Source organism: Nonlabens sp. Asnod3-A02, from assembly GCF_045063755.1.
Lineage (GTDB): Bacteria > Bacteroidota > Bacteroidia > Flavobacteriales > Flavobacteriaceae > Nonlabens > Nonlabens xylanidelens.
On the sequence record NZ_JBEFOC010000008.1, the window covers coordinates 247,659 to 271,804 of the forward strand.

Genomic DNA, 24,146 nt, shown 5'->3' on the forward strand with positions numbered 1-24,146 from the left:
TATGGGCCAAAGGTACGCAACTGATTATAAAATTGTAATTTTGCCCGCATTTCATAACGTATAATTAATATTAATAAATGACAAATCAACATTTTAAGAAGCTTTTTCTAGGTGTTTTTATGCTGGTATCTAGTCTAGGTATGGCACAAGAATTACTTAAAGGTCGTGTAATAGATGACGCAACTGAAGAAGCTATCCCTGGCGTAAACATTTCTGTAATCGGTACCAGCTTTAAAGCTACTACTGATGCAAATGGTTACTTTATCGTTACAGGAGCTATTCCTGTAGGTGATCAAAAAATTCTTGTTAGTTTTAACAGTTATTATTCAAAAACGATTCCTGTTGTTATAGACTTAACTAACATAGTAAACATCGATCCTCTTTATTTACAGTTAGATAATTCTGACATTACTCAATCTCAAGGTATTATTTCTTTAACAGAAAATGAACTTGCCGAAGATGAGAATGCTGCAAATAACTTCTCTGGATTACTACAATCTTCTAAAGATCAATTCTTAAGAGCTGCTGCATTTGATTTTAGTGCTACATTCTTCAGACCTAGAGGTTTAAATAGTGAAGATGGTAAGGTGCTTATTAATGGTATCGAGATGAACAAACAATTTTCTGGTAGACCACAATGGAGCAACTGGGGTGGAGTAAATGATTTACAACGTAACCAGACATTTACCATGGGATTAACTGCTGCCGACCAAAGTTTTGGTGGTTATGCAGGTGTACAGAATATAGACATGAGAGCTTCACAACAACGTGCAGGAACTCAAATTTCTTATGCAAGTTCTAACAGAAGTTATAGAGGTCGTTTTATGGTCTCTCACCGTTCTGGACTTCTTAACAATGGATGGTCTTATGCTATCAACGCTTCTAGAAGAGCTGGAGACGAAGGTTATATAGATGGTACCTTATATGATGCAAATGCTTTAGGTCTTTCTGTAGAGAAAAAGATAAACGATGCGCACTCTATTAACTTTACTGGTCTTTACACACCTAATAGACGCGGACGCCAGACGGCACTTACTCAAGAGATAAGAGATTTAAAGGGTAGAAAATACAATCCTTTCTGGGGACTACAGGACAATGTACAACGCAACAGTAGAATAAGAGAGATAGAAGAACCTATCTTTATGTTGAATCACTACTGGACGATCAATGATAAAGTTAAATTGAATACTAACGTAGGGTATCAATTTGGAAAAATAGGAAACACTCGTATCGATAACGGTGGTACTAGACTCGTTGAAACAGATGGTCAAAGCTCATACATAGGTGGAGCGAGAAACCCAAACCCTGATTATTATCAAAACTTACCTAGTTATTTCTTAAGAAATGGTCAAGATGCTATCGATTTTCAATATGCATATGAAGCACAACAAGCTTTTATCAATGATGGACAGTTAAACTGGGATGCGCTATATGAAGGTAACCGCATCGTGAGAGAAAACGGTGGTAATTCAATTTATGCTATCCAAGAAGACCGTATCGATGATAAGCAATTATCTGTAAACACTATCCTTACTGCAGACCTTACTGACAACATCCTTTTTAACGGTGGTGTTAGATATAGAAGATTAAATAGTGAAAACTACGCTCAAATTAATGATCTATTAGGTGGTACTGGTTTCTTAGATGTAGATTTCTTTGCAGAAGAAACAAGTGATATTAACCTAGACCAAGCTGCACAATCTAACGTGCGCACTCCTAACAGAATAGTAGGTGTAGGTGACCGTTATAAATACAACTATGACATTAATGCAGAAGTTGCTGCTGCATTTGCTCAGACGCAGTTCAAGACTAAAAACGTAGACTTCTTTGTAGCCGGTAATGTCTCTAGAACTACATATCAAAGAGATGGTAAATTTGAGAACGGTAACTACTTAGGGAATCTTTCTTTTGGTGAAAGTGAAGAGCTAGACTTTACAGATTACGGTTTTAAAGGTGGTGTTACTTATAAAATTTCTGGACAGAAATTCATTACTGCAAATGCAGCTTATATAACACAAGCGCCAACTATCAGAAACTCTTTCAGTAATGCGAGACAAAATAATGAAACTGTAGTAGGGCTAGAATCTCAAAAATCTTACAGTGGTGACATAAGTTATGTTTATACTACTCCTATAGTAAAGGCTAGAATAACTGGTTATTACACACAATTCACTAATGGAACTGACTTAGGTTTCTATTTTACAGAAGATCTTACAGGACTTCCACTTGATGATGGTAGTGCTTTTGTGCAAGAGGTATTAACTAACGTAGAAAGACGTAATGCTGGTATAGAATTAGGTCTAGAAGTACAAGTTACTCCTACTATTAAACTTAAAGGTGCTGCAGCGGTAGGACAAAACGTTTACACTAACAACCCTAATCTTTATCTTACAAGTGATGACTTTGATGGTCAACTTACATTTGGTGACGGTACAACTAGTTTAAAAGATTACCACGTTGCTGGTGGACCAGAAACTGCTTTACAAGTAGGTTTTGAATACAGAGATCCTGAGTACTGGAATGTAGGTGTAACTGCAAACTATTTTGCAAACGGTTATGCTGACATTAGTAACTTAAGAAGATCTGCTAACTTTAGTCAAGACTTTGATGGTATTGAGTACAATGACTATGATGAAGAAGTTGCTAATGAACTTTTAAAACAAGAGCAATTTGACAACTACATGTTATGGAATGTAATAGGTGGTAAATCATGGAGAATTGATGATAAGTATGTAGGCTTCTTTGCAACTATTAACAACGTATTTGATCAAGAATACAAAACTGGTGGTTTTGAACAATCTCGTAATTCTAACTATAGATCTACAAGAGATGATCAAAATAACCCACAAGAAGTATTTGCACCACGTTACTTCTTTGGTAACGGAACTACCTATTACCTAAACGTATATTTAAGATTTTAATAAGCAATAATGAATTTATTTAATAATAAGAATATGAGAAATTTCAATAAAATTTTTGCAATTGCTGTGCTATCAGTAATTACTTTCTCTTGTGTCGAGGACGACGACTTTAACATTCCAGAAACTGCACCACAAGATGTGCAGATAGAAGGAACATTCATTACCCTTAACGCTCTTTATAGCGGTATGGTACAGGATGATTACATTACAACTTTTGATTCTACATCTGATGCTTATACAGTAGGATATGTAGTATCTAGTGATGAAGGTGGTAACTTCTTTGAAGAACTACTAGTTCAAGATAGTCCTGAAAACCCTACAAGAGGTGCTCGTGTAAGTATAGACGCAAGTCCTTTATTCACTAAATATAATGTAGGTAGAAAAGTATATATCAAACTAGCTGGTCTTTCTGTTACTACAAACACAGAGCCTGAGTTTGATAACTTTGGAAACATACAAAATAGTGGTCTTTTAGGAATGAATATCGGTAAAGGTACTACGGTAGGTAGAATAGACCAGATAGGTGCTTTTCAAGAAGAAAACGTATTTGTTCGCGCTGATGAAGTTGCAACAATAGTTTACAATGAATTAGAATTTACTGACTTGACTGCAGCAAATATCTATACTGCTGTAAAACTAGCAGATGTACAATTTGACCGTAGACAATTAGATTTAACTTTTGCAGGAGAAGCTTCTGATAGTTTTGATGGAGATAGAACACTAATAAGCTGTTCTTCTAACGCAACTGGTTTATTCCAGACTTCTACTTTTGCAGATTTTAAATCACTTAACATTCCTGATGGTCGTGGTTTCATAAATGCAGTAGTTGCAACAGATTTCTTTGGTGAGAACTATACACTTTCTGTAAATACTCCAGATAACATTGTTTTAACTGACTCTAATAGATGTGACCCAAGTTTCTTAGAGTGTACCACTCCAGGTGCAGGTGGGTCTACTGTCGTTTTTGACGTTGATTTTGATACTACTGTAACTAATCAAAGTGATCTAGATGCGCAAGGCTTTGTTAATGAAAATGTTTCAGGTGGTTCTGAGCGTTATGAATTCGGAAGCTTCAGCAACAACAGTTATTTAAGTGTAAATGCATTCGGACAGTCAGATGACCCAATGATTGCATGGTTAGTACTTCCAGGAATGGATCTAGATGCTACAACAGACGAGGCTTTAGAGTTCGATATACAAGCTAATTTTGATGCTGGTGGTCTATTAGAAGTATTCATAAGTAATAACTTTACTGGTGACGTGACTACAACTACATGGTCTCAATTAGACGCATCAATACCTGCAGGTCCTGCAAATGGATTTGCATCAAGCTTTTCAAGTGTACCTGCTATCAACATCTCATGTGTAGATGGAACAGATGTACGTATTGCATTCAAATACACTGCATCTGACCCACAAGGAACTACTACACGTTACCACATCGATAATATATCAGTTACTGGTAACTAAGATAAGAGTACATCTTATTCATAAAAGTTATAAGTATATAGCTTTCGCGAAAGCGCAATTTTAAAAAAGCCCCTAGGATCAAATGATTCTAGGGGCTTTTTTAAATAATAAATTGAAAACTATCTAACACACGTAAATACTTTTTACCTGATAGTATTCATAAAACAACACTAAGTTGATTGAGAAGGCTAATTTGAGGCTCAATAAGCGCTAAGACAACATTTTGTGGCAACTCACTTATTAAATTAATACGAAAAACAATCATAACGACTTTATTAATAAAATTATATCAAGTAGATATGACATCATCGTTTGCTCATTTACTGTACATGAATTAAAACTGCCTTCTTCTTCTTCTTCTTCTTCTTCTTCTTCTTCTTCTTCTTCTTCTTCTTCTTCTTCTTCTTCTTCTTCTTCTTCTTCTTCTTCTTCTTCTTCTTCTTATACTTATACTTATACTTATACTTAAAATACTAATAAGGGTAACACATTCAGACACCTAATTCGATCTTAGTTAAATCCAAAATATTTTTTTTTGGAACAACACGGTCACGTTACAAGAATGAAAGAAGTACATTCAACTTGTGTTAAAACATTTAAATAGTATAGGAAATAGCATTAAACAAAATCTAATTCATTAAGTACACTTTCAGTTTAAGGCATAAAAAAAGCCACTCTTTTCAGAGTGGCTTTCTATTATTTTGAAATGTTAGTAATAACTTATTTTACTAAGTTAATCTCTACACGTCTGTTTTGAGCTCTACCAGCTTTAGTACTGTTACTAGTTACAGGATTAGCTTCACCATATCCTTTAGAACTTAAACGGAATTCATCGATACCATTCTTTACTAAGTATTCCTTTACAGAAAGTGCACGATCGTCAGAAAGTCTTTCGTTGTATTTAGCACTACCTACACTATCAGTATGACCTTCAATTGTAAATTTAGCTTCTGGGTATTTCTTTAAGATAGCAGTAATGTCAGCTAACGTTGCAGCAGACTGCGCTTTGATAGAAGCTTTAGCTGTATCAAATAAGATAGTTTTAGCATACTCGTTTAATTGAGCTTGAACTTCTTTAGTAGGCATAACTGGTCTTGGACAACCTTGTAATTCTGCGATACCCTTAACGTCTGGACATTTATCCATAGCGTCTTCAACACCATCATTATCTCTATCTTTTACAGGACAACCTTGTCTTGCAACAGGACCTGCCTCATTAGGACACTTATCATCAGCATCAGCAACACCATCGCCATCAGCATCTGGACAACCCATAAGAGCTACAACACCAGGAGTATCAGGACATTTATCGTCTTTATCAAGAACTTTATCACCATCTCTATCTGGACAACCGTTAGTTTCAGCAGGACCGAAATCGTTAGGACAACCATCTTTAGAGTCTTCTATACCATCATTATCAGAATCTGGACAACCCATAAACTTCTCTAATCCAGCTACTGTAGGACACGCATCTTTAGAATCAACGATACCATCACCGTCAGTATCTACTGCACCCCAAGTAAACTTAAGACCAGCAGTGTGCTGCCAGTGCTTAGGTAAGTTATCTTCAAAAGCATGCTTGTAAGAAGTTTGAACGTTTGCATAAACGTTATCCACTATCTTAACGTCAAAACCAAAAGTACCGTTAAAAGTACCAAAACCTTCATCATCTAACAATTGGTAAGAACCACCAGCTCCTAAATAAGGGTTGAAAATTTCTCCACCACTCCATAATTCTGCAAGATTATATCTTAATCCACCACCTAAAGAATAGTAAGCAATATCATCAATTGTACTATCACCTACAGTATCTATTGAATTCACAGAAAAAGCACCAGTTGCAACGATACCATCACCTACGTAGTATCCTACTTCGACACGACTAGGTGCAGTAAGTATGTTATAATGATCTACATTAAAGAATTCATCAAAGTAATCACCTAGGCCAGCATCTTTCTCTCCTACAGGATAAAGATCGATAGCATTAATTCCTATTGCGATACTCCAGCGATTGCTTTCATCTTGCGCGTAACTCATGCTGGCAGAAAGTAAAATTGCTCCAGCAACTAATAATTTGTAAATATTTTTCATGTTGGGGTTTTTATTAATCAACATTGCAAAATTAAACCGTTCCGCCTCTATTACAAGACTTAAACTAATAAATTTGTCTAAAAATGCGTTTTTTATTGCTTTTAACTTGTTAATTTTAGATAACACCTAGCTTTTTCCCAATTTTTTCAAATGCTGAGATCGCTTTTTCTAGATGAATTTGCTCATGCGCAGCACTTAATTGCACTCTAATTCTTGCTTTTTCCTTAGGAACAACCGGATAAAAGAACCCAATTACATAAATCCCTTCTTCTAAAAGCATATCTGCCATTTGTTGAGACAGCTTTGCATCGTATAACATAACTGGCACAATTGCACTGTCACCATCTACGATATCAAATCCTAAATCCTGCATTCCTTTTTTGAAAAATGCTGTATTAGATTGTACCTTATCAATAAGCTCTGTACTTCTATCTATTAAGTCTAACGCTTTTAAAGATGCTCCTACTATAGAAGGTGCTAGTGAATTACTAAAAAGGTATGGTCTAGAACGCTGTCTTAAGATTTCTATTACTTCTTTATTTGCACAAGTATAACCACCCATTGCTCCACCTAATGCTTTCCCTAGGGTACCAGTAATAATATCTACTCTACCTAAAACACCTTTTGCCTCTAGAGTACCACGTCCTGTGTCACCTAAGAAACCTGCTGCGTGACATTCATCTACCATTACTAGCGCGTCATACTTATCTGCTAGATCACAAATCTCATCTAGAGGCGCGAGTAATCCATCCATAGAGAATACACCATCTGTTACTATCAACTTGTACCTAGCACCATCTTCACTTGCTTGTTGCAGTTGTTTTTCTAGATCTGCCATGTTTCCAGTAGCATAACGATAACGCCCAGCTTTACACAAGCGCACACCATCTATTATAGACGCATGGTTCAAAGAATCTGAAATAATTGCATCTTCTTTAGTAAGCAATGGTTCAAAAACACCACCATTTGCATCAAAACATGCTGCATATAAGATAGTATCCTCGCAACCATAAAAGTCAGCTAGTTTTTGTTCTAGCTCTTTATGAATATCTTGAGTACCGCAAATAAACCTTACAGAACTCATACCAAAACCATGAGAATCCAAAGTATCCTTTGCAGCCTGTATTACTTCTGGATGAGAAGACAACCCTAAATAATTATTGGCACAAAAATTAATTACCTCAGATCCGTCGTCTAATGTAATAACCGCATCTTGTGGTGATGTAATGATTCTTTCTTTCTTATATAGTCCAGCTTCCTTAATTTCAGCTAGCTCTTTTTGTAGGTGTTCCTTAATTGATCCGTACATATTTATTTATTTTTAAGTTTTACAAAGATAATAAGTCTAACGAGGCTTATCCTTGCCATTTCACTATTTCTAGAGAATCTGTATACACCAGTATTTTTTCTAAAACCTCCATATCCATAGAAATTAACAAGGCCTCATAATCATTAAGTTGAGATCGGTGTTTATCCATAACCGCTCCAGATTTATAATCCATGATTACAACACCTTCCTTTTTAATCACTAATCTATCTGGTATTAATCGCGTTCCTATAGGAAGTAAAATAGGCTGCTCATTGCGCACCTCTAACCCTTCCTTATAATAAGAGATAAGATCTGGATGATGTATCACATTTGTAATCATCACTTTCATCTCTTCTTGTTCCTTTTTTGACAAAGAAAAATCACGATCTATTTTCTTCTTCACTTTGACTAGATCATCAGCAAACACTATTTGAGAAAGGTACTCATGCAGTACATTACCCTTTTGAATAGCATCACTCACACCACTAGCCCATAGCAATCCTTTTCTAGTAGAAATACTTAATCTATCTGCATCTAGGTTTACCTTATATTCTTCGAGCATCTCGCTCTCTTCTGTTTTGACTTTATCTGACCTGCGTTGAACATCGCCTATTTGAGCACTTTTAAAACCTTCTTCTGCATTTAAATCAAGCCCCTTCTTATCGACAAAATCTTTTAATAAAAAAGAATAATTAGTCGTTTTACTATCTATACCACTTATGTACAATTGCTCTCTAGCTCTTGTAAATGCAACATAGAGCGTATTTATTTGATCCATCTGCGCTTTGGCAAGATTATTTTGATATACTTCTGGAGCGAGACCAGGATAGAATTCATTCTCTTTTTTCAGATTGATATAAACTTGATCAAAACCATCGTATTCTTTTTCATCTACAGCAACCCAACCAGTCGGATTTCTAGCATCATCTAGTTTCTTATCGCAATGCGGCACTATCACCACAGGAAACTCTAATCCCTTAGATTTATGAATAGTCATTATTTGAACCGCATCAGCATCTGCAGCAGCTGGTACGCTTAATTTTTCTTTTTTCAATTCCCAGTGCTCAATAAAACCAGAAAGTGAGACTTCATAACCTGTGGAGTATTCAAATAAGAATTCCATAAAGGATTGCAACCTGGTATCTTGTTCCTTAAATAATCCTAGAGACTCTGCTACGTGTTCTGTTGCTTGAAATAATGCCGCTTTCGCGAAAGCGGAACCTAAATCATCTTCTTCTACACCTACTAACTTTTTACCTAAATCTAGCAAACTCTCCTGTAAATGGGATGTCACAAAAGAATGAATATCTTCAATATTAAAAACTCTTGTATAGGCAATCAAAAACTCAAAACGTGGCTGTTGCTGGTCTGGAACCTGAATCATCTTCATTAACGAAACTAACAACTGGACTTTATGCGATGCAAAAACCAGCAAACTATCTCCAGAAACCACACGCATCTCTTGAGACACGAGATATTTTGCAATCTCATGACCTTCTTTATTTGCGCGAACTAAAACGCATATCTCACCTAAGGCAAAACCATTTTCATGGGCCTTTAAAACCTGTTGATGTACTTGATAAGGATACGGTGTTTTAAAGTCGTCTTCATTTTCATAGGGCGCTTCAAAATCTTTATCTATAAAATCAATTTGTATGTAACCACCTTCTTTTGCCCTAGTTTTTTGTTCTAAATACTCTTTGTACAAGGTCTGATAGACGTCGCTATTTAAATGATCTCCATAAGAGTCAAAGAAATCATTATTGAATTTAATTACCTCATCAAAGCTGCGCCAGTTAAACTCTAGCGTCTCGTCTTTTTTAGGTAACATAAAAAGGTCTGGTGTAGCGAGTAGTCTCAAAAACTGGTCTGCATCGCCACCACGGAATCTATATATGGACTGCTTTGCATCTCCCACGAGCATGAGACTACCTCTTTCTTCATTTTCTCGTTCTTGTTGCAATTCATTTTCTATAAGTGGCGAGAGGTTTTCCCACTGCATGCGGCTGGTGTCTTGAAACTCGTCTATAAAATAATGACGGTAGCGCTCACCTAGTCTTTCATAAATAAACGGTGCTGGCTGGTCTTTTATCTGCTCTGCAAGAAGTGCGTTAAATTCATAAATAGGTACGATTTGTTCTGTATCCTTAATTTTATCGATCTCATGAAGCAACTCATTAAGTAATGACAATGGTGTGAGGCTGCTTGCTATGTTTTTATAAAAAAGTACAGTCCCCATGTTTTCTTTATACAACTCTGCAAATACTCTAAGATCTACAGCCATAGTATCGATAGCATCTTTAATTTCTTGCGCTTTATTTTTAGGATACAGGTCGCCAGCAATTAAATCTCTTATAGAGGCTGCATCTAGTTTTACAGTAAAATCTTCTTGAGATACTTTAACAACTACATTGAAAATGCTTCTAGAACCACCTTTAAAATCTTTGGGAGCAATATGTGCGCTTTCTGAAACTGCAACAAGAGCTTTTGCTTTTTCGGTTAAATCTTTTTGAGAGAGGTTAATTTTCTTATATAAGCTTTCGCGAAAGCGTAAAAAATCTTCTACCTCTTTACCTTTTAATTGCTTTAAATAAGGGTAATGATTTTCATTAAGTATTAATTTTGCAATATCTAAAAGATCGTATTCTACATCCCAACTTTTACCTTCTTCTATCTTCAAAAGAGAAAAATCTACCAGAAGCTGTGTAAGCTTTTTATCTTTTCCTGCGCGGGCAATAAGGTTATGAATGGCTTTTGAAATAAGTCTATTGCTATCTAACTCTACTTCAAAATTATCTGGCAGGTCAATATCCTTTGCAAATGTTCTTAAAATACGATGGTTAAAAGAATCTATAGTCACAATATCAAAAGCCGAGTAATCGTGTAGCAATTGATTAAAAATAGCACGTGCTTTCTTTTTAAACTGCTCATTATCTAGACCAGTCTCTGTCATTATATGGTTAGCGATACCGGTAACACTGTCCTCTAGTTCTTCTAGAGTAAATTTGTGCAAGTAATCGAGAATACGTTCTTTCATCTCGCCTACCGCTTTATTTGTAAAAGTAACGGCGAGTATGCGACGATAACCATTTGAATATGGATTTTTAAACAGCAATGTGAGGTAATCCTTAGCTAGTGTAAAGGTCTTACCAGAACCTGCGCTGGCGCTATAAAAAGTAGTAGATGATTGGGACATAGTCAAATATAAGCATAGAAAACAGCATCAATTTGAAATTAATCTTAAAGAAGTCTTTATTCTTTTAACTATTTTACTCATCATTTTAAGGTTGAACACTTTAAGTATAATATAACGCAGATTATTTTAACAGTAACTTTTAAGTACTTAATTTTATAGCTCAAGAATTAACAAATTAAAAACTATATACAATGGCTTTTGAATTACCAAAATTAAATTACGCAACAGACGCGCTAGAACCACATATCGATGCAAAAACTATGGAAATACACCATGGTAAGCACCACCAAGGATACACAACTAAATTAAACAACGCTGTAGAAGGAACTGATCTAGAAGGTAAAACTATCGAGAACATTCTTTTAAACTTAGACCTAGAAAACAAAGCTGTAAGAAATAATGGTGGTGGTTTTTATAACCACAGATTATTCTGGGAAGTAATGACACCTAATGGCGGTGGTCTTCCTACTGGTGACCTTGCAGATGCTATCAATGCTTCTTTTGGTTCTTTTGAATCTTTCAAAGACAAATTTAGCGCTGCTGCAAAGGGACAATTCGGTTCTGGATGGGCATGGCTATGTGTTCACGAAGGTGGAAAACTAGATGTATGCGGTACTCCTAATCAAGATAACCCATTAATGCCTGGTGTAGGTTGTGGTGGTACTCCTATTTTAGGTCTTGATGTATGGGAACATGCTTATTACTTAAACTATCAAAACAGACGTCCTGATTATGTTGAAGCTTTCTTTAATGTAATTAACTGGGAAGAAGTTTCTAAAAGATATGCTGAAGGGAAATAATCCTAACTAGCTAAAATTTAAAATCCCCAAATCAACTAGTTGATTTGGGGATTTTTTTATTTAATAAAATCTAGCTCTTAATAAGCACGCTCATCATTTCCTTCAAAGAAATTGATATATGCACGGTTCACAACACGGTTACCACCAGCAGTTGGGTAGTCACCTGTAAAGTACCAGTCTCCTAAGTTTTTAGGACAGGCTTTATGAAGATTTTCTACTGTTTGATAAATCACCTTCACTTCTGCGTTAATATCTTCATCAGATAACAACTCTCCTATTTTATCAGAAATCTCCTGGTCTTCAAATGGTGCATATAAATCTACTACGTGATTTACTACATCTACATCTTCTAACTCTGTTTGTAATTTACATTTCTTATAGATATCTTCTATAACATGGTAAGTACCACGATCTTTATGTAAAGCTAGTGCCGCTCTAAAAGCAACAAGACCTTCTAATCTCGCCATATCTATACCATAGCAATCTGGGTAACGTATTTGTGGCGCACTAGATACTACTACTATTTTCTTAGGGTTTAATCTATCCATCATTTTAAGGATAGACTTTTTTAATGTCGTTCCTCTTACGATAGAATCATCTATGATTACTAGATTATCTTCTGGCTTAACTACACCATAAGTCACATCATAAACGTGAGCTACAAGATCATCACGAGAAGAATCTTCTGTAATGAAGGTACGTAGCTTTGCATCTTTAATAGCTATTTTCTCAGTTCTCAGCTTACGTGACAGCGTTTCTTCTACCTGCTCTGCTGTTAACTGTCCATTACCTGCGATAATAAAATCTCTTTTTTGCTGGTTAAGAACCGCATGACCCTCTTCTACCATACCGTAGAATGATGTTTCGGCAGTGTTAGGGATGTAAGAGAATACGGTGTTATCAATATCGTTATCGATACTTTCCATAATCTTAGGGAACAATAATTTCCCTAACATTTTACGCTCTTTGTAGATCTCTGCATCACTACCACGAGAAAAGTATATACGTTCAAAAGAACACGCTTTGCGTTCTAATGGTGCTGTAATCTGGTCTAGAGTAACTGTACCGTCTTTCTTTATGATAATTGCTTTACCAGGATCCAGCTCTTTCACCTCATCAAACGGTGCGTTAAAGGCCGTCTGTATAACAGGTCGCTCACTCGCTACTACTACTACCTCATCATTTTGAAAATAATAAGCTGGTCGTATTCCTGCAGGATCACGTAATAAGAATGCATCTCCATGTCCCATAAGTCCACCCATAGCATAACCACCATCCCAGTCTCTTGCACTTTTACGCAAGATCTTTGCAACGTCTAGCTCTTCTGCTATTTTAGGACTAGCATCTCTTTTAGAGAGCCCTTTAGCTTTAAATTTCTTGTATAACTTACTTACCTGTCTATCTTGAAAATGACCTACTTTTTCCATGACAGTTACCGTGTCTGCCATATCTTTAGGATGTTGCCCTAATGATACTAACTTATTAAAAAGCTTGTGCACGTTAGTCATATTAAAGTTACCTGCCATAATCAGGTTACGGTGCATCCAATTGTTTTGTCTTAAGAAAGGGTGTACCGATTCTATGCTATTTTTTCCAAAAGTTCCATAACGCACATGCCCCATTAACAACTCTCCTACATATGGAAGCTGTTCTTTCTGTGCAGCAACATCATCTTTAATCTCTGGATTTTCAGTAAGCCCAGTATTAATACGGTCATTGATTTGCGCAAAAATATCTTGAATAGGTTGCGCAGCATTACTACGTACTCTAGAAATATAACGTTGCCCTGGATCTAAATCTAGTTTTACACTTGCAAACCCAGCACCATCCTGACCACGGTTATGTTGTTTTTCCATCATTAGGTACATTTTATTGATACCATAAAAGGCAGTACCGTATTTCTCCTTGTAAAATTCTAATGGTTTAAGAAGACGGATAAGTGCTATACCACACTCGTGTTTTAATTGATCGCTCATGATGGGGATTATAAGGATATAAAAATAAAAAAAGCCCCAAGAATTACTTGAGGCTTTTTGATAGAATTATTAATTTTTTATTTCAAATTTTGTTAACGCCTTAAATTGCTCTAGACGCGTTTTGATCTCTTCATTTGTAATAGTTTGCATGCGCTCTGTACCAAATTTCTCTACTGCAAAGGATGCAAAGTTAGATCCATAGATAATAGCACGCTTCATATTTTCAAAACTATAGTCGCCACTAGCTGCAAGGAATCCTGCAAATCCACCTGCAAATGTATCTCCTGCTCCAGTAGGATCAAACACTTCTTCTAGTGGTAATGCTGGTGCAAAGAAAATCTCTTCATTATGGAATAATAAAGCTCCATGCTCCCCTTTTTTAATTACTACATACTTAGGACCCATAGCATGAATCTTTCTTGCTGCAGCAACTAGAGAGTATTCTCCAGACAGTTGTCTAGCCTCTTCATCATTAATAGTGATTACATCTACCTTAGCAATTACCTCGTGCAACATATCTAGCGCACTGTCCATCCAGAAATTCATCGTATCAAGTACGATTAATTTTGCTGCTGGAGTTTGTTCTATAACACCTAATTGTACAGCTGGATGTAAGTTTCCTAACATCACAACCTCAGCATCTTTAAATGATTCTGGTACAACTGGATTAAAATCTGCTAACACATTAAGCTCTGTTGCTAGTGTATCACGCGTATTCATATCATTATGGTATTTTCCTGACCAGAAAAAAGTCTTCCCGTCTTTTACCACTTCTACACCTTCGACATTCATGCCGCGGTTAGTAAGCATGTCTAAATATTCTTGAGGAAAATCACCTCCTACAACACTTACTAGACCTACTTCTGTATTAAAGTGAGATGCACTAAGTCCTATAAAGGTAGCTGCACCACCTAAAATCTTATCTGTTTTACCAAACGGAGTTTCAATTGCATCAAATGCTACTGTACCTACCACAACTAATTTGCTCATGTAAAAAATTTTTGCAAAAATACGGTTTCGTTTTGAGTTATAACTTGCTCGCTATAGATTTTAAGTATAGTTATTTTAAAGATTAATTATAAAGACGTAGAACCTCTATCTATCTCCAGCAATTGATCCATGTATTCTCTAGAATTACTTAATCTAGGTATCTTATGTTGCCCACCTAATTTATCTTTTTTCTTTAACCATTTGTAAAAGACATCTGGCTTTGCATTGTGTATGATCAACTGTTTTAGAGTTATATCATTAGCACGTTTTGCCTCATAATCACTATTTACTCGTTGTAGATTGTGGTCTAACGCTTTCGCGAAAGCGGAAACATTATCTGGCTGCGTTGCAAATTCTATCATCCACTCATGCGCACCTTTTTCTTTACCTTCCATAAAAATGGGAGCAACGGTATAGTCTTTAATAGCACACGGAATTTCTTTAATGGTTTTCTTAAGCGCTTCTTCGGCATTTTCTATAATAAGCTCTTCACCGAATACATTAATATGATGTTTAGTACGACCGCTTACTTTAATGCGATAAGGGCTTTTACTAGTAAAACGTACCGTATCACCTATTTTATAACGCCATAAACCGGCATTAGTCGTGATGATGATAGCATAATTCTCACCTAACTCTACCTCACTAATAGGTATCACCTTTTCTTGCGGCCTTCCATAAGTTTTCATGGAAATAAACTCATAAAAGATTCCATAATCTAACATAAGCAATAGTTCCTTGCTGTCGTTAGTATCCTGTATCGCAAAGAAACCTTCGCTCGCATTATAAGTCTCGTAATACTTTATATGTCCTGCTGGCAATAATTTTTTAAACTGCTCTACATAAGGGTCAAAACTCACACCACCGTGAAAGAAGACCTCCATCTGTGGCCACACCTCTAGAATATCATCTTTTCCTGTAGTCTCTAGAACATTATTAAGCAACACCATCATCCAGGAAGGTACTCCTGCAAGACTGGTCACATCTTCTTTTATTGTTTCTTGTACTATCGCAGGCATTTTAGTTTCCCAATTTGCCATAAGAGCTACATCATTACCTGGTGTAGAACTATAGTCTGCCCAGAAAGGCATGTTATCTATTAATATACTACTCAAATCTCCAGCTACAGTTCCCGACTTTTTATCTAGGGTATTGCTACCACCTAGTCGCAATCCTTTTCCCTTAAAAATTTTAGATTCAGGATTGTTATTTAAATACATGCACAACAAATCCTTAGTTGCTGCATAATGGCAATCTTCTAACGATTGCTGGCTTACAGGAATATATTTACTACGCGCACTAGTCGTACCACTACTCTTTGCAAACCATTTAATATCACTAGGCCAGAAGATATTGCCTTCTCCATTCATCGATCTCGTTATAGAATCCTGCATTTCTGTATAACCAGACATTGGGACACGGTTTGCAAACTCTGTATAGGATTTAATAGTATCAAAACCATATTTTTTACCAACCTCGGTATGTCGGGCATAATAAATAAGATCTTGCAATATATTATCCTGCAATTCTTGTGGATGCTTCATAAAAAGCTCCATATCATGAATGCGCTTCTTAAGAAACCACGATACTACAGAATTGACTAGTGCGTTTGCCATTATTAATTAGAGATCATCTTATTTTTACAGATTCAAAGATACTTCGATAATTTTTAAAGTTACTAAAATGATCCTAACCGGCACTATAAGAAAAATGCAAACTGAACTGAAGGAAACAGTTCAATACTATCTGGTATTCCCAGATAACTTTGTACACATGAATCAGCTGCTGGATAAAAACATTTCTTTAAAGCATGTAGGTAATGAATGCCTTAACTGTAGTCTTGATAAAAAGATATGGCGCCAGGGTTTTTGTTATGATTGTTTTACCGCATCACCACAAGCTGGCGACTGGATCATGCGTCCAGAATTAAGTCGCGCTCACCTAGACGAAGAAGATAGAGATCTAGAATACGAGAAAAAAGTACAACTTAAACCACATATAGTTTACCTAGCAAATAGCAGCAATATTAAAGTAGGTGTGACTCGTAAAACGCAGGTTCCTACGCGATGGATTGATCAAGGTGCACATGAAGCCGTTGCCATTCTTGAAACACCTAACCGTTACCTAGCCGGCATTGCAGAAGTCGCACTTAAAGATCACGTAGCCGATAAAACCAACTGGCGCAAGATGCTTACGAACAGCATAGAAGATGTTGATTTGTTACGCTTTCGCGAAAGCTTACTACAATACATACCACAAGAAGCCCAAGAATATATTCTCGATAACGAGAAAGAATGGGAAATCAATTTTCCTGTACTTCAATATCCTGAAAAAGTGACTAGTGTCAATCTTGCAAAAACTAACGAGTACGCAGGAAAACTGAAAGGTATTAAAGGACAATACTTAATCTTTGAAGATGGTAAAGTAATGAACTTGAGGAGTCATGAAGGTCTCGTGCTAGAAATTAAGGTAGATTAAGTAAATCAACTCATCTAGTTTCCCTTTAAAAACGCCACATAAACACGCTTTTAAAAGCCTGATAACTTGCTTCTAAAAGCCAAAAAAATAATGCGCAAAATTCCGTACTTTTGCCAGCTTTAAAACACCAGTGTAATGAGTAAGAAATTCAACGAATACAAAGGATTGAACCTACCTGAAGTAGATGAACGCATCAAAAACTTCTGGAAGGAAAACGACATTTTTAACAAGTCCATGACGACTCGTGAAGGAAATGAACCTTTTATTTTCTTTGAAGGACCACCATCTGCAAATGGTTTACCTGGTATTCACCACGTTATGGGACGTACGATCAAGGATTTATTCTGTCGTTTTAAGACCCAACAAGGGTATCAAGTTAACCGTAAAGCAGGATGGGATACTCATGGACTACCTGTAGAACTAGGTGTAGAAAAAGCACTAGGCATAACTAAAGAAGACATAGGCACTAAAATATCTGTAGAAGAATATAATCAAGCCTGTAAAGATGCGGTATTAAAATACACCGACATCTGGAGCAAGCTTACTGATGACATGGGTTATTGGGTAGATATGGAAGATCCATATATTACTTATAAATCTAAATACATGGAATCTGTATGGTGGTTATTAAAAGAAATCTATTCTAAAGATTTACTTTATAAAGGATACACAATACAACCCTATTCTCCAGCTGCAGGAACTGGACTGAGCTCGCACGAGTTGAACCAGCCTGGAACTTATCAAGATGTTACAGACACAACAGTTACGGCACAGTTTAAAGTTGAGGACCCATCAAAATTACCATTTGAAAACAATGGAAATGTATTTTTCCTTGCTTGGACTACTACTCCATGGACACTGCCATCTAACACTGCGCTTACCGTTGGTCCTAAAATCGATTATGTACTAGCTGAGACTTTTAACCAATATACTGGAGAACCTATGCAGGTGATTCTTGCTGAAAAATTAGTGAGCTACCAGTTTGGTAAGAAGTATGAGCTTTTAGAAGGTGACGCTTTCGCGAAAGCGAAACTAGAATACAAATTAGGAGATAAAAAAACCCCTTATCAGTTATTAGGTTCTTGTAAAGGAACTGATCTGGTAAATTTAAGATACGAGCAGTTGTTGCCATATGCACAACCATATGAAAACGCACAAGATGCTTACAGAGTAATTGCAGGAGACTTTGTAACTACTGAGGACGGTACAGGAATCGTGCACACAGCACCTACATTTGGTGCAGACGATGCGCTGGTTTCTAAACAAGCAAATCCGCCTATTCCACCGATGTTGGTTCTAGATGAAAATCAAAATCCAGTACCGCTAGTAACGCTTCAAGGAAAATTTAGAGATGAACTGCCAGAGGTAGGTGGTAAATATGTAAAGAACGAATATTTTGCAGATGGAGAAGCACCAGAACGCTCTGTAGATGTAGATATCGCGATTGCTTTAAAAGAACAGAATCGTGCTTTTAAAGTAGAAAAATATGTCCACAGTTATCCACATTGCTGGAGAACTGACAAGCCTGTTTTATACTATCCACTAGACAGTTGGTTCATAAAAGTGACGGAATTTAAAGACCGCATGCACGAACTGAACAAATCTATCAACTGGAAACCTAAATCTACCGGAGAAGGAAGATTTGGTAACTGGCTAGCAAATGCAAACGACTGGAATTTATCTCGTTCTCGTTTCTGGGGAATCCCATTACCTATATGGAGAAATGAAACTGGGACTGAAGAAATGATTATAGGTTCTATAGAAGAACTTACAGCAGAGATAGAGAAATCTGTAGCAGCTGGATTTATGACTTCTAATCCTTTTGCTGGTTTTAAAACTGGCGATATGAGTGAAGAGAATTACAACCTTGTAGATCTTCATAAAAACGTGGTAGACGACATTTATCTAGTAGGTAAAAATGGAGAGAAACTAACACGTGAATCAGACCTTATTGATGTATGGTTCGATTCTGGTTCTATGCCATATTCTCAATGGCACTATCCTTTTGAAAATAAAGAAGAAGTAGAAAACCAACTTAGAAAAGCAGATTTCATTGCCGAAGGTGTGGATCAAACTCGTGGATGGTTCTACACACTACACGCTATCGCTACCATGATAAGTGATGACGTGGCTTATAAAAATGTAGTTTCTAATGGACTCGTACTAGATAAAAATGGACAGAAAATGTCTAAACGTCTAGGTAACGCAGCAGATCCTTTTGAGACTTTAGGTAAATATGGAGCAGATGCTACTCGCTGGTACATGGTGAGTAATGCTAATCCATGGGACAACCTTAAATTTGACTTAGACGGTATCACAGAAGTGCAACGTAAGTTTTTCGGTACACTTTATAACACGTATTCTTTCTTTAGTCTGTATGCAAACGTAGATGGGTTTACGTATAGTGAAGCTAACATTCCATTAGAAGAACGTCCAGAAATAGACCGCTGGGTTTTATCTGAGTTAAATACTTTGATAAAAGATACCACAGCATTCTATGAAGATTATGAACCTACAAAGGCTGCTAGAGCTATCACCACTTTTGTGACTGAGAATTTAAGTAACTGGTACGTACGTTTATGTAGAAGACGTTTCTGGAAAGGAACTTATGAGCAAGATAAAATTGCTGCCTACCAGACGCTTTATACTTGTCTTAAAACGGTTGCACAATTAGGCGCACCTATTGCTCCATTCTTTATGGATCAACTATACCGCGATTTAACTAGTGTTTGTGAAAACGACGCAAGTGAAAGTGTACACCTTGCATTATTCCCTAAAGCAGATGAGTCTCTAATAGACGCAGCTTTAGAAGAAAAAATGCACAAAGCACAAGTGATATCTAGTCTTACTTTATCATTACGTAAAAAGGAAAGCATCAAAGTACGCCAGCCTTTACAGCGTATTATGATACCGGTTCTAGATGTAAAAGACAAAGCACAAATAGAAGCAATTGCAGATCTTGTAAAGAGCGAAGTAAACGTAAAAGAGATAGAGTTAATAGACGATGCTAGCGGAATATTAGTAAAAGAAATCAAACCTAACTTTAAAGCTTTAGGCCCGCGTTTTGGTAAAGCGATGGGACAAATAGCCGGTAAGATCAAAAGTTTTCAACAAGAAGATATCGCTTTGTTAGAAAAAACTGGTCAGAAAGAGGTGGAAGTAAATGGAAATGCAATTATCTTGACCCTTGAAGATGTAGAGATTACATCTTCAGACATAGAAGGATGGCTAGTAGCAAATCAATCTGGAATTACCGTTGCACTAGATGTAACAATATCGCCCGAGCTTAAAAAGGAAGGGATTTCACGTGAACTGGTGAATCGTATTCAAAACATAAGAAAAGACTCTGGACTAGAGGTAACAGATCGTATTAAAATAGCTATTCAATCACATAGTGAAATTGACGAAGCGGTTGCGTCTAATGAACAGTATATTAAAGATGAAACCCTTGCAGATGATTTAACATTAATACAAACTGTAGATAATGGTACGATTGTTGAATTTGACGACATTGTGACCTCAATACAGGTTATAAAATTATAGGATATGGGAACAAGTGCAGATGAAAAATTAAGATACAGCGATGCTGACCTAGCTTACTTTAAAGACTTGCTTAATGCAAAAATTAAAGAAGCACAGGAACAGTATGAGTTGATCAAGAGTGCATATATGAATGATGCTAATAATGGAACTGATGACACTGCGCCACAGTTTAAAGCATTTGACGAAGGTAGCGCTGTAATGAGCAAAGAAACCAGCTCTCAACTAGCGATACGTCAAGAAAAATTTATACGCGATCTTAAAAACGGATTGATACGCATCGAGAATAAATCTTATGGTGTTTGTAGAGTAACTGGAAAACTAATCAACAAGAAACGTCTTGAATTAGTACCACATGCTACATTAAGTATCGAGGCAAAAAACATGCAATAATTGCATTATTCAGCTCATTACGAGCATTTATTTAAACCTTTGTAAATATGGATCACAGTTATACTTGTTCTAGTTTACAAAGGTTTTTATGTTTTATGAGTCTTGTTGTTTTTCTCGCTTTCGCGAAAGCGGATGCTCAAACAACTTCTTCTAATAGAAATGAGACCAGCCATAGTCTAGCTACTTTTAAGACTATAGATATACATTTACAACAACATATACAGTTGGAGATAAAAACCAACAATTCACAGGATGTAAAATTAATTACATCTGTAAATGGAGAATATAAAAACGCAGTAATTCTATCTAGTATTATAAGGAATGACTCTTTAATAATTACAGACCCCATTCATCCTACGTTCTCTTTTCCTGGAGACAAACTAAGTGCGCATAAAGTAATAGACAGTAAGGCGACTATTGTACTACCTGAGAATAAGAAACTAGTCATTAACGTACAAAGTGCCGACTTAAAAATAAGTGGAAATTACGACAGCGTATACATAAATCAACTATCTGGCAGTTGTAAAATAGATCAACTGAAGGGTGATTTACATTTTATATCTGTTTATGCCAGTATATATGCTAACCTGAAAAACTATGATGTAACTAGTGCATCACGATCGGGAAAAGTACATGAATTTAAAAAACCTGTACAAATCAAGTATTTTGCTAGGCTAGAAACGGTATCTGGCAATATAAGCACGTTAAACAAGCGTTTTAATTAGTATTTTAGCACTTCTGAAAAAGATTAAATGAAATTAACAAAAGCTATACTCATTATACTATTGATCATTATAATTGATCAAGCTAGTAAAATTTATATAAAATTAAATTACACGTTAACGGATAGTACGAGTCCAGCCATAGTAGATTGGGGTAAATTTAAACTTCTTTTTTATGAAAACGCAGGTGCAGCTTGGGGAATGGAGATACCTGGTGATTATGGTAAGTTAATCTTAGTTATTTTTAGAATTTTTGCGGTTTTTGGGATAGGTTATTGGTTGGTGAGCAGTATTAAAAAGCACGGACACAAGATCTTAATCTTATGTATTTCGTTAATTTTTGCAGGTGCATTTGGTAATATTATAGACTCTGTGTTTTATGGTGTTATCTTCTCTGGTAGTTATCACGGCGCAATAGCTACAGCATTTCCAGAAGCTGGTGGTTATGCAGGTCTAGGATATGGTCATGTAGTAGATATGTTATATTTTCCATTATTTGAAGGAGACTGGCCACAATGGATGCCATTTGTAGGAGGAGAGCACTTCAAATTCTTTAACGCGATTTTCAACGTTGCCGATAGCGCCATTACTGTAGGAGTGATTTTATTAGTAATTTTCAGTAAGAAAGCATTTCCCGATACCGATAAGAAAAGTGTAGCCTAATTAAACAGAAAACGCTTCTATCATAGCCTGCTTGTTGATAGGCTTTGTAATGAAGCTATTCACGATATCGTGACTATTTGCCTTAGCTACTTCTACAGGGTTAATAGTAGAACTAACTACATTTATTTTTAAACCTTCTTCTTTTAATTTACCTGCATAAGTTTCCATCTCATCTAGAAACTCCCAACCGTCCATAACAGGCATATTAAGATCTAGCAAGACTACTTCTGGCAGCTCTGGATCTTGTTTACCTAACTGTTCTTCAAAAAATTTAAGAGCCAGTTTACCGTTCTCAAAAATAACTAACTCTTGTGCGAGTTTATTTTTTTTGATGAGCATTTTGATCAAACTGACATACAGTTTATCATCGTCTATTATACAAGCTTTCTTTACCAATTCTATTCTATCTTAAAATTTTACAGTAAACAAACTGCCTTTCCCTACTTCACTTACCACTGAGATATTACCACCCAGCGATTCTACTTGATTCTTTGTTAAAAATAAGCCTATTCCACGAGCATCTTCATTATCATGGAACGTTTTATACATATTAAAAATCTTAGTTCCATTTCTATCTAGATCTATACCGATACCATTATCTTGAAACGTAAGCAATTTATTATTTCTTTTGGCTTTAGTTTTTACATTAATTTTCAATGTCTTAGAACTATCTCGATACTTAATAGCGTTAGATAATAAGTTAGAAAAAATACTGCTCAAAAATGTTGGAACATAATCAATATGACTAAGATTTGAAAAATCATATTTTAAAGATACATCAATCTCTTCTAATAATGACCTATGATCTTCTAAAACACTTTTAAAAACACTTTCTATATCCACAGGCTCTTTACTCTTCTCATGAGTATTAATAGTTACTACTTCATTTAAATGCTCTAGTGTCTCACTTAAGTTGTTAGATATATCTGAGAGGTAGCTTTTAAAAACCTTTTCATCCGTACCTACCAGTGGAGAGTTAAAAGTCTCTAAAGTCAGTTCAAGATTGCTAGAATGTACTCTTAAATTATGAGAAACTATATGAGCAAAATGGACTAACCTCTCGTTTTGAACCTCTATTATTTTTGCCGTTTCCTCTAGCTCTTTACCTTGCCTTACATATCGATCTATACTAGTAAAAACACCTCTTATACCGACTACCTTACCAGAAACGTCATCATATAATGGCTTACCAGTGGCACGCATCCATATCTTTTGATCATTGTGATCGATCATTTCTAGATCTTCTACAAATTCACGTCCTTTAACACAGTTTTGAAAATGTATCCATATGGATTTAAAATCGACAAATAAATTTAAACCAGTTTCAAAATCTACTCTATAATCATTAGGTAAACTCAACACTCTTTTACCCATATCGTCTATAAAACAACAACCTGTTTCTAGGTTTGCACTATAAGAACCAGTTGCAGTAAGAAGAGCTGCTTCTTTTAAAAAGTAATCTTTGTCTTGCAGTTTTTGTTGCAAGTTTTTTTCGGGAGTGATTTTCATCGTTTAAGGGGAAACGTTATCATAAAATCACCAATTAGTAAAAGACTAAAATGGTAACATTTGTGAAAATAATAAATAAATGTTAACA

17 protein-coding genes are annotated in these 24,146 nt (G+C 35.9%); 8 read left to right on the forward strand and 9 right to left on the reverse strand.

Going from position 1 to position 24,146, the window contains the following annotated elements; genetic code table 11:
- Window positions 1-77: 77 nt before the first annotated feature.
- Both ACJJVN_RS11060 and ACJJVN_RS11065 read left to right on the forward strand, forming a co-directional pair.
- Window positions 78-2,921, forward strand: a complete 2,844-nt coding sequence (locus ACJJVN_RS11060; RefSeq protein ID WP_104513955.1) for a TonB-dependent receptor — start codon at window positions 78-80, stop codon at window positions 2,919-2,921.
- A gap of 9 nt (window positions 2,922-2,930) precedes the next feature.
- Window positions 2,931-4,391 (forward strand): DUF5689 domain-containing protein, encoded by a 1,461-nt coding sequence (locus tag ACJJVN_RS11065; RefSeq protein WP_405370423.1) that lies wholly within the window; start codon window positions 2,931-2,933, stop codon window positions 4,389-4,391.
- Window positions 4,392-4,725: 334 nt separating this feature from the next.
- On the opposite strand, the gene ACJJVN_RS11070 is transcribed toward ACJJVN_RS11065, so the two are convergent.
- The 4 genes from ACJJVN_RS11070 to ACJJVN_RS11085 form a co-directional block, all read right to left on the reverse strand.
- The gene (locus ACJJVN_RS11070) at window positions 4,726-4,890 is read right to left on the reverse strand and encodes a hypothetical protein (protein WP_405378113.1); all 165 of its coding nucleotides are present in this window, start codon (window positions 4,888-4,890) and stop codon (window positions 4,726-4,728) included.
- A gap of 221 nt (window positions 4,891-5,111) precedes the next feature.
- Entirely contained in the window at window positions 5,112-6,482 is a 1,371-nt protein-coding gene (locus ACJJVN_RS11075) for an OmpA family protein (RefSeq protein WP_405378114.1), read from the reverse strand.
- A gap of 115 nt (window positions 6,483-6,597) precedes the next feature.
- Window positions 6,598-7,791, reverse strand: coding sequence for a glycine C-acetyltransferase (kbl, locus tag ACJJVN_RS11080; protein WP_405378115.1), 1,194 nt, complete (start codon window positions 7,789-7,791; stop codon window positions 6,598-6,600).
- Between the two features lie 46 nt (window positions 7,792-7,837).
- Entirely contained in the window at window positions 7,838-10,987 is a 3,150-nt protein-coding gene (locus tag ACJJVN_RS11085) for a UvrD-helicase domain-containing protein (protein WP_405378116.1), read from the reverse strand.
- Window positions 10,988-11,178: 191 nt separating this feature from the next.
- On the opposite strand from ACJJVN_RS11085, the gene ACJJVN_RS11090 reads away from it, so the two are divergent.
- Window positions 11,179-11,787 (forward strand): superoxide dismutase, encoded by a 609-nt coding sequence (locus tag ACJJVN_RS11090; protein ID WP_405378117.1) that lies wholly within the window; start codon window positions 11,179-11,181, stop codon window positions 11,785-11,787.
- 77 nt (window positions 11,788-11,864) lie between these two features.
- Here the strand turns inward: ACJJVN_RS11090 and ACJJVN_RS11095 are convergent, their stop codons facing one another.
- The 3 genes from ACJJVN_RS11095 to ACJJVN_RS11105 form a co-directional block, all read right to left on the reverse strand.
- Complete coding sequence (locus ACJJVN_RS11095; RefSeq protein WP_405370415.1) at window positions 11,865-13,763, reverse strand: amidophosphoribosyltransferase; 1,899 nt, start codon at window positions 13,761-13,763, stop codon at window positions 11,865-11,867.
- A gap of 69 nt (window positions 13,764-13,832) precedes the next feature.
- Complete coding sequence (locus ACJJVN_RS11100; protein WP_104513962.1) at window positions 13,833-14,753, reverse strand: PfkB family carbohydrate kinase; 921 nt, start codon at window positions 14,751-14,753, stop codon at window positions 13,833-13,835.
- Window positions 14,754-14,839: 86 nt separating this feature from the next.
- A complete protein-coding gene (locus ACJJVN_RS11105) occupies window positions 14,840-16,369 on the reverse strand; it encodes a GH3 auxin-responsive promoter family protein (protein ID WP_405378118.1) in 1,530 nt (509 codons plus the stop codon).
- Window positions 16,370-16,436: 67 nt separating this feature from the next.
- On the opposite strand from ACJJVN_RS11105, the gene ACJJVN_RS11110 reads away from it, so the two are divergent.
- The 5 genes from ACJJVN_RS11110 to ACJJVN_RS11130 all read left to right on the forward strand — a co-directional run bounded on the left by ACJJVN_RS11110 (window position 16,437) and on the right by ACJJVN_RS11130 (window position 22,549).
- Window positions 16,437-17,231: a DUF2797 domain-containing protein gene (locus ACJJVN_RS11110; protein WP_104513964.1), complete on the forward strand. Its 795-nt coding sequence runs from the start codon at window positions 16,437-16,439 to the stop codon at window positions 17,229-17,231.
- A 135-nt stretch (window positions 17,232-17,366) separates the two neighbouring features.
- Window positions 17,367-20,774, forward strand: a complete 3,408-nt coding sequence (ileS, locus tag ACJJVN_RS11115) for an isoleucine--tRNA ligase (RefSeq protein ID WP_405378119.1) — start codon at window positions 17,367-17,369, stop codon at window positions 20,772-20,774.
- Between the two features lie 3 nt (window positions 20,775-20,777).
- The gene (locus tag ACJJVN_RS11120) at window positions 20,778-21,164 is read left to right on the forward strand and encodes a TraR/DksA family transcriptional regulator (protein ID WP_405370410.1); all 387 of its coding nucleotides are present in this window, start codon (window positions 20,778-20,780) and stop codon (window positions 21,162-21,164) included.
- Window positions 21,165-21,211: 47 nt separating this feature from the next.
- Window positions 21,212-21,889, forward strand: coding sequence for a hypothetical protein (locus tag ACJJVN_RS11125; RefSeq protein ID WP_405378120.1), 678 nt, complete (start codon window positions 21,212-21,214; stop codon window positions 21,887-21,889).
- Between the two features lie 27 nt (window positions 21,890-21,916).
- A complete protein-coding gene (locus tag ACJJVN_RS11130; protein ID WP_104513968.1) occupies window positions 21,917-22,549 on the forward strand; it encodes a lipoprotein signal peptidase in 633 nt (210 codons plus the stop codon).
- Here the strand turns inward: ACJJVN_RS11130 and ACJJVN_RS11135 are convergent, their stop codons facing one another.
- Both ACJJVN_RS11135 and ACJJVN_RS11140 read right to left on the reverse strand, forming a co-directional pair.
- Complete coding sequence (locus ACJJVN_RS11135) at window positions 22,550-22,945, reverse strand: response regulator (RefSeq protein ID WP_262497500.1); 396 nt, start codon at window positions 22,943-22,945, stop codon at window positions 22,550-22,552. It lies immediately after the preceding gene.
- Between the two features lie 12 nt (window positions 22,946-22,957).
- Window positions 22,958-24,058 (reverse strand): ATP-binding protein, encoded by a 1,101-nt coding sequence (locus ACJJVN_RS11140; protein WP_104513969.1) that lies wholly within the window; start codon window positions 24,056-24,058, stop codon window positions 22,958-22,960.
- Between the last annotated feature and the right edge of the window lie 88 nt (window positions 24,059-24,146).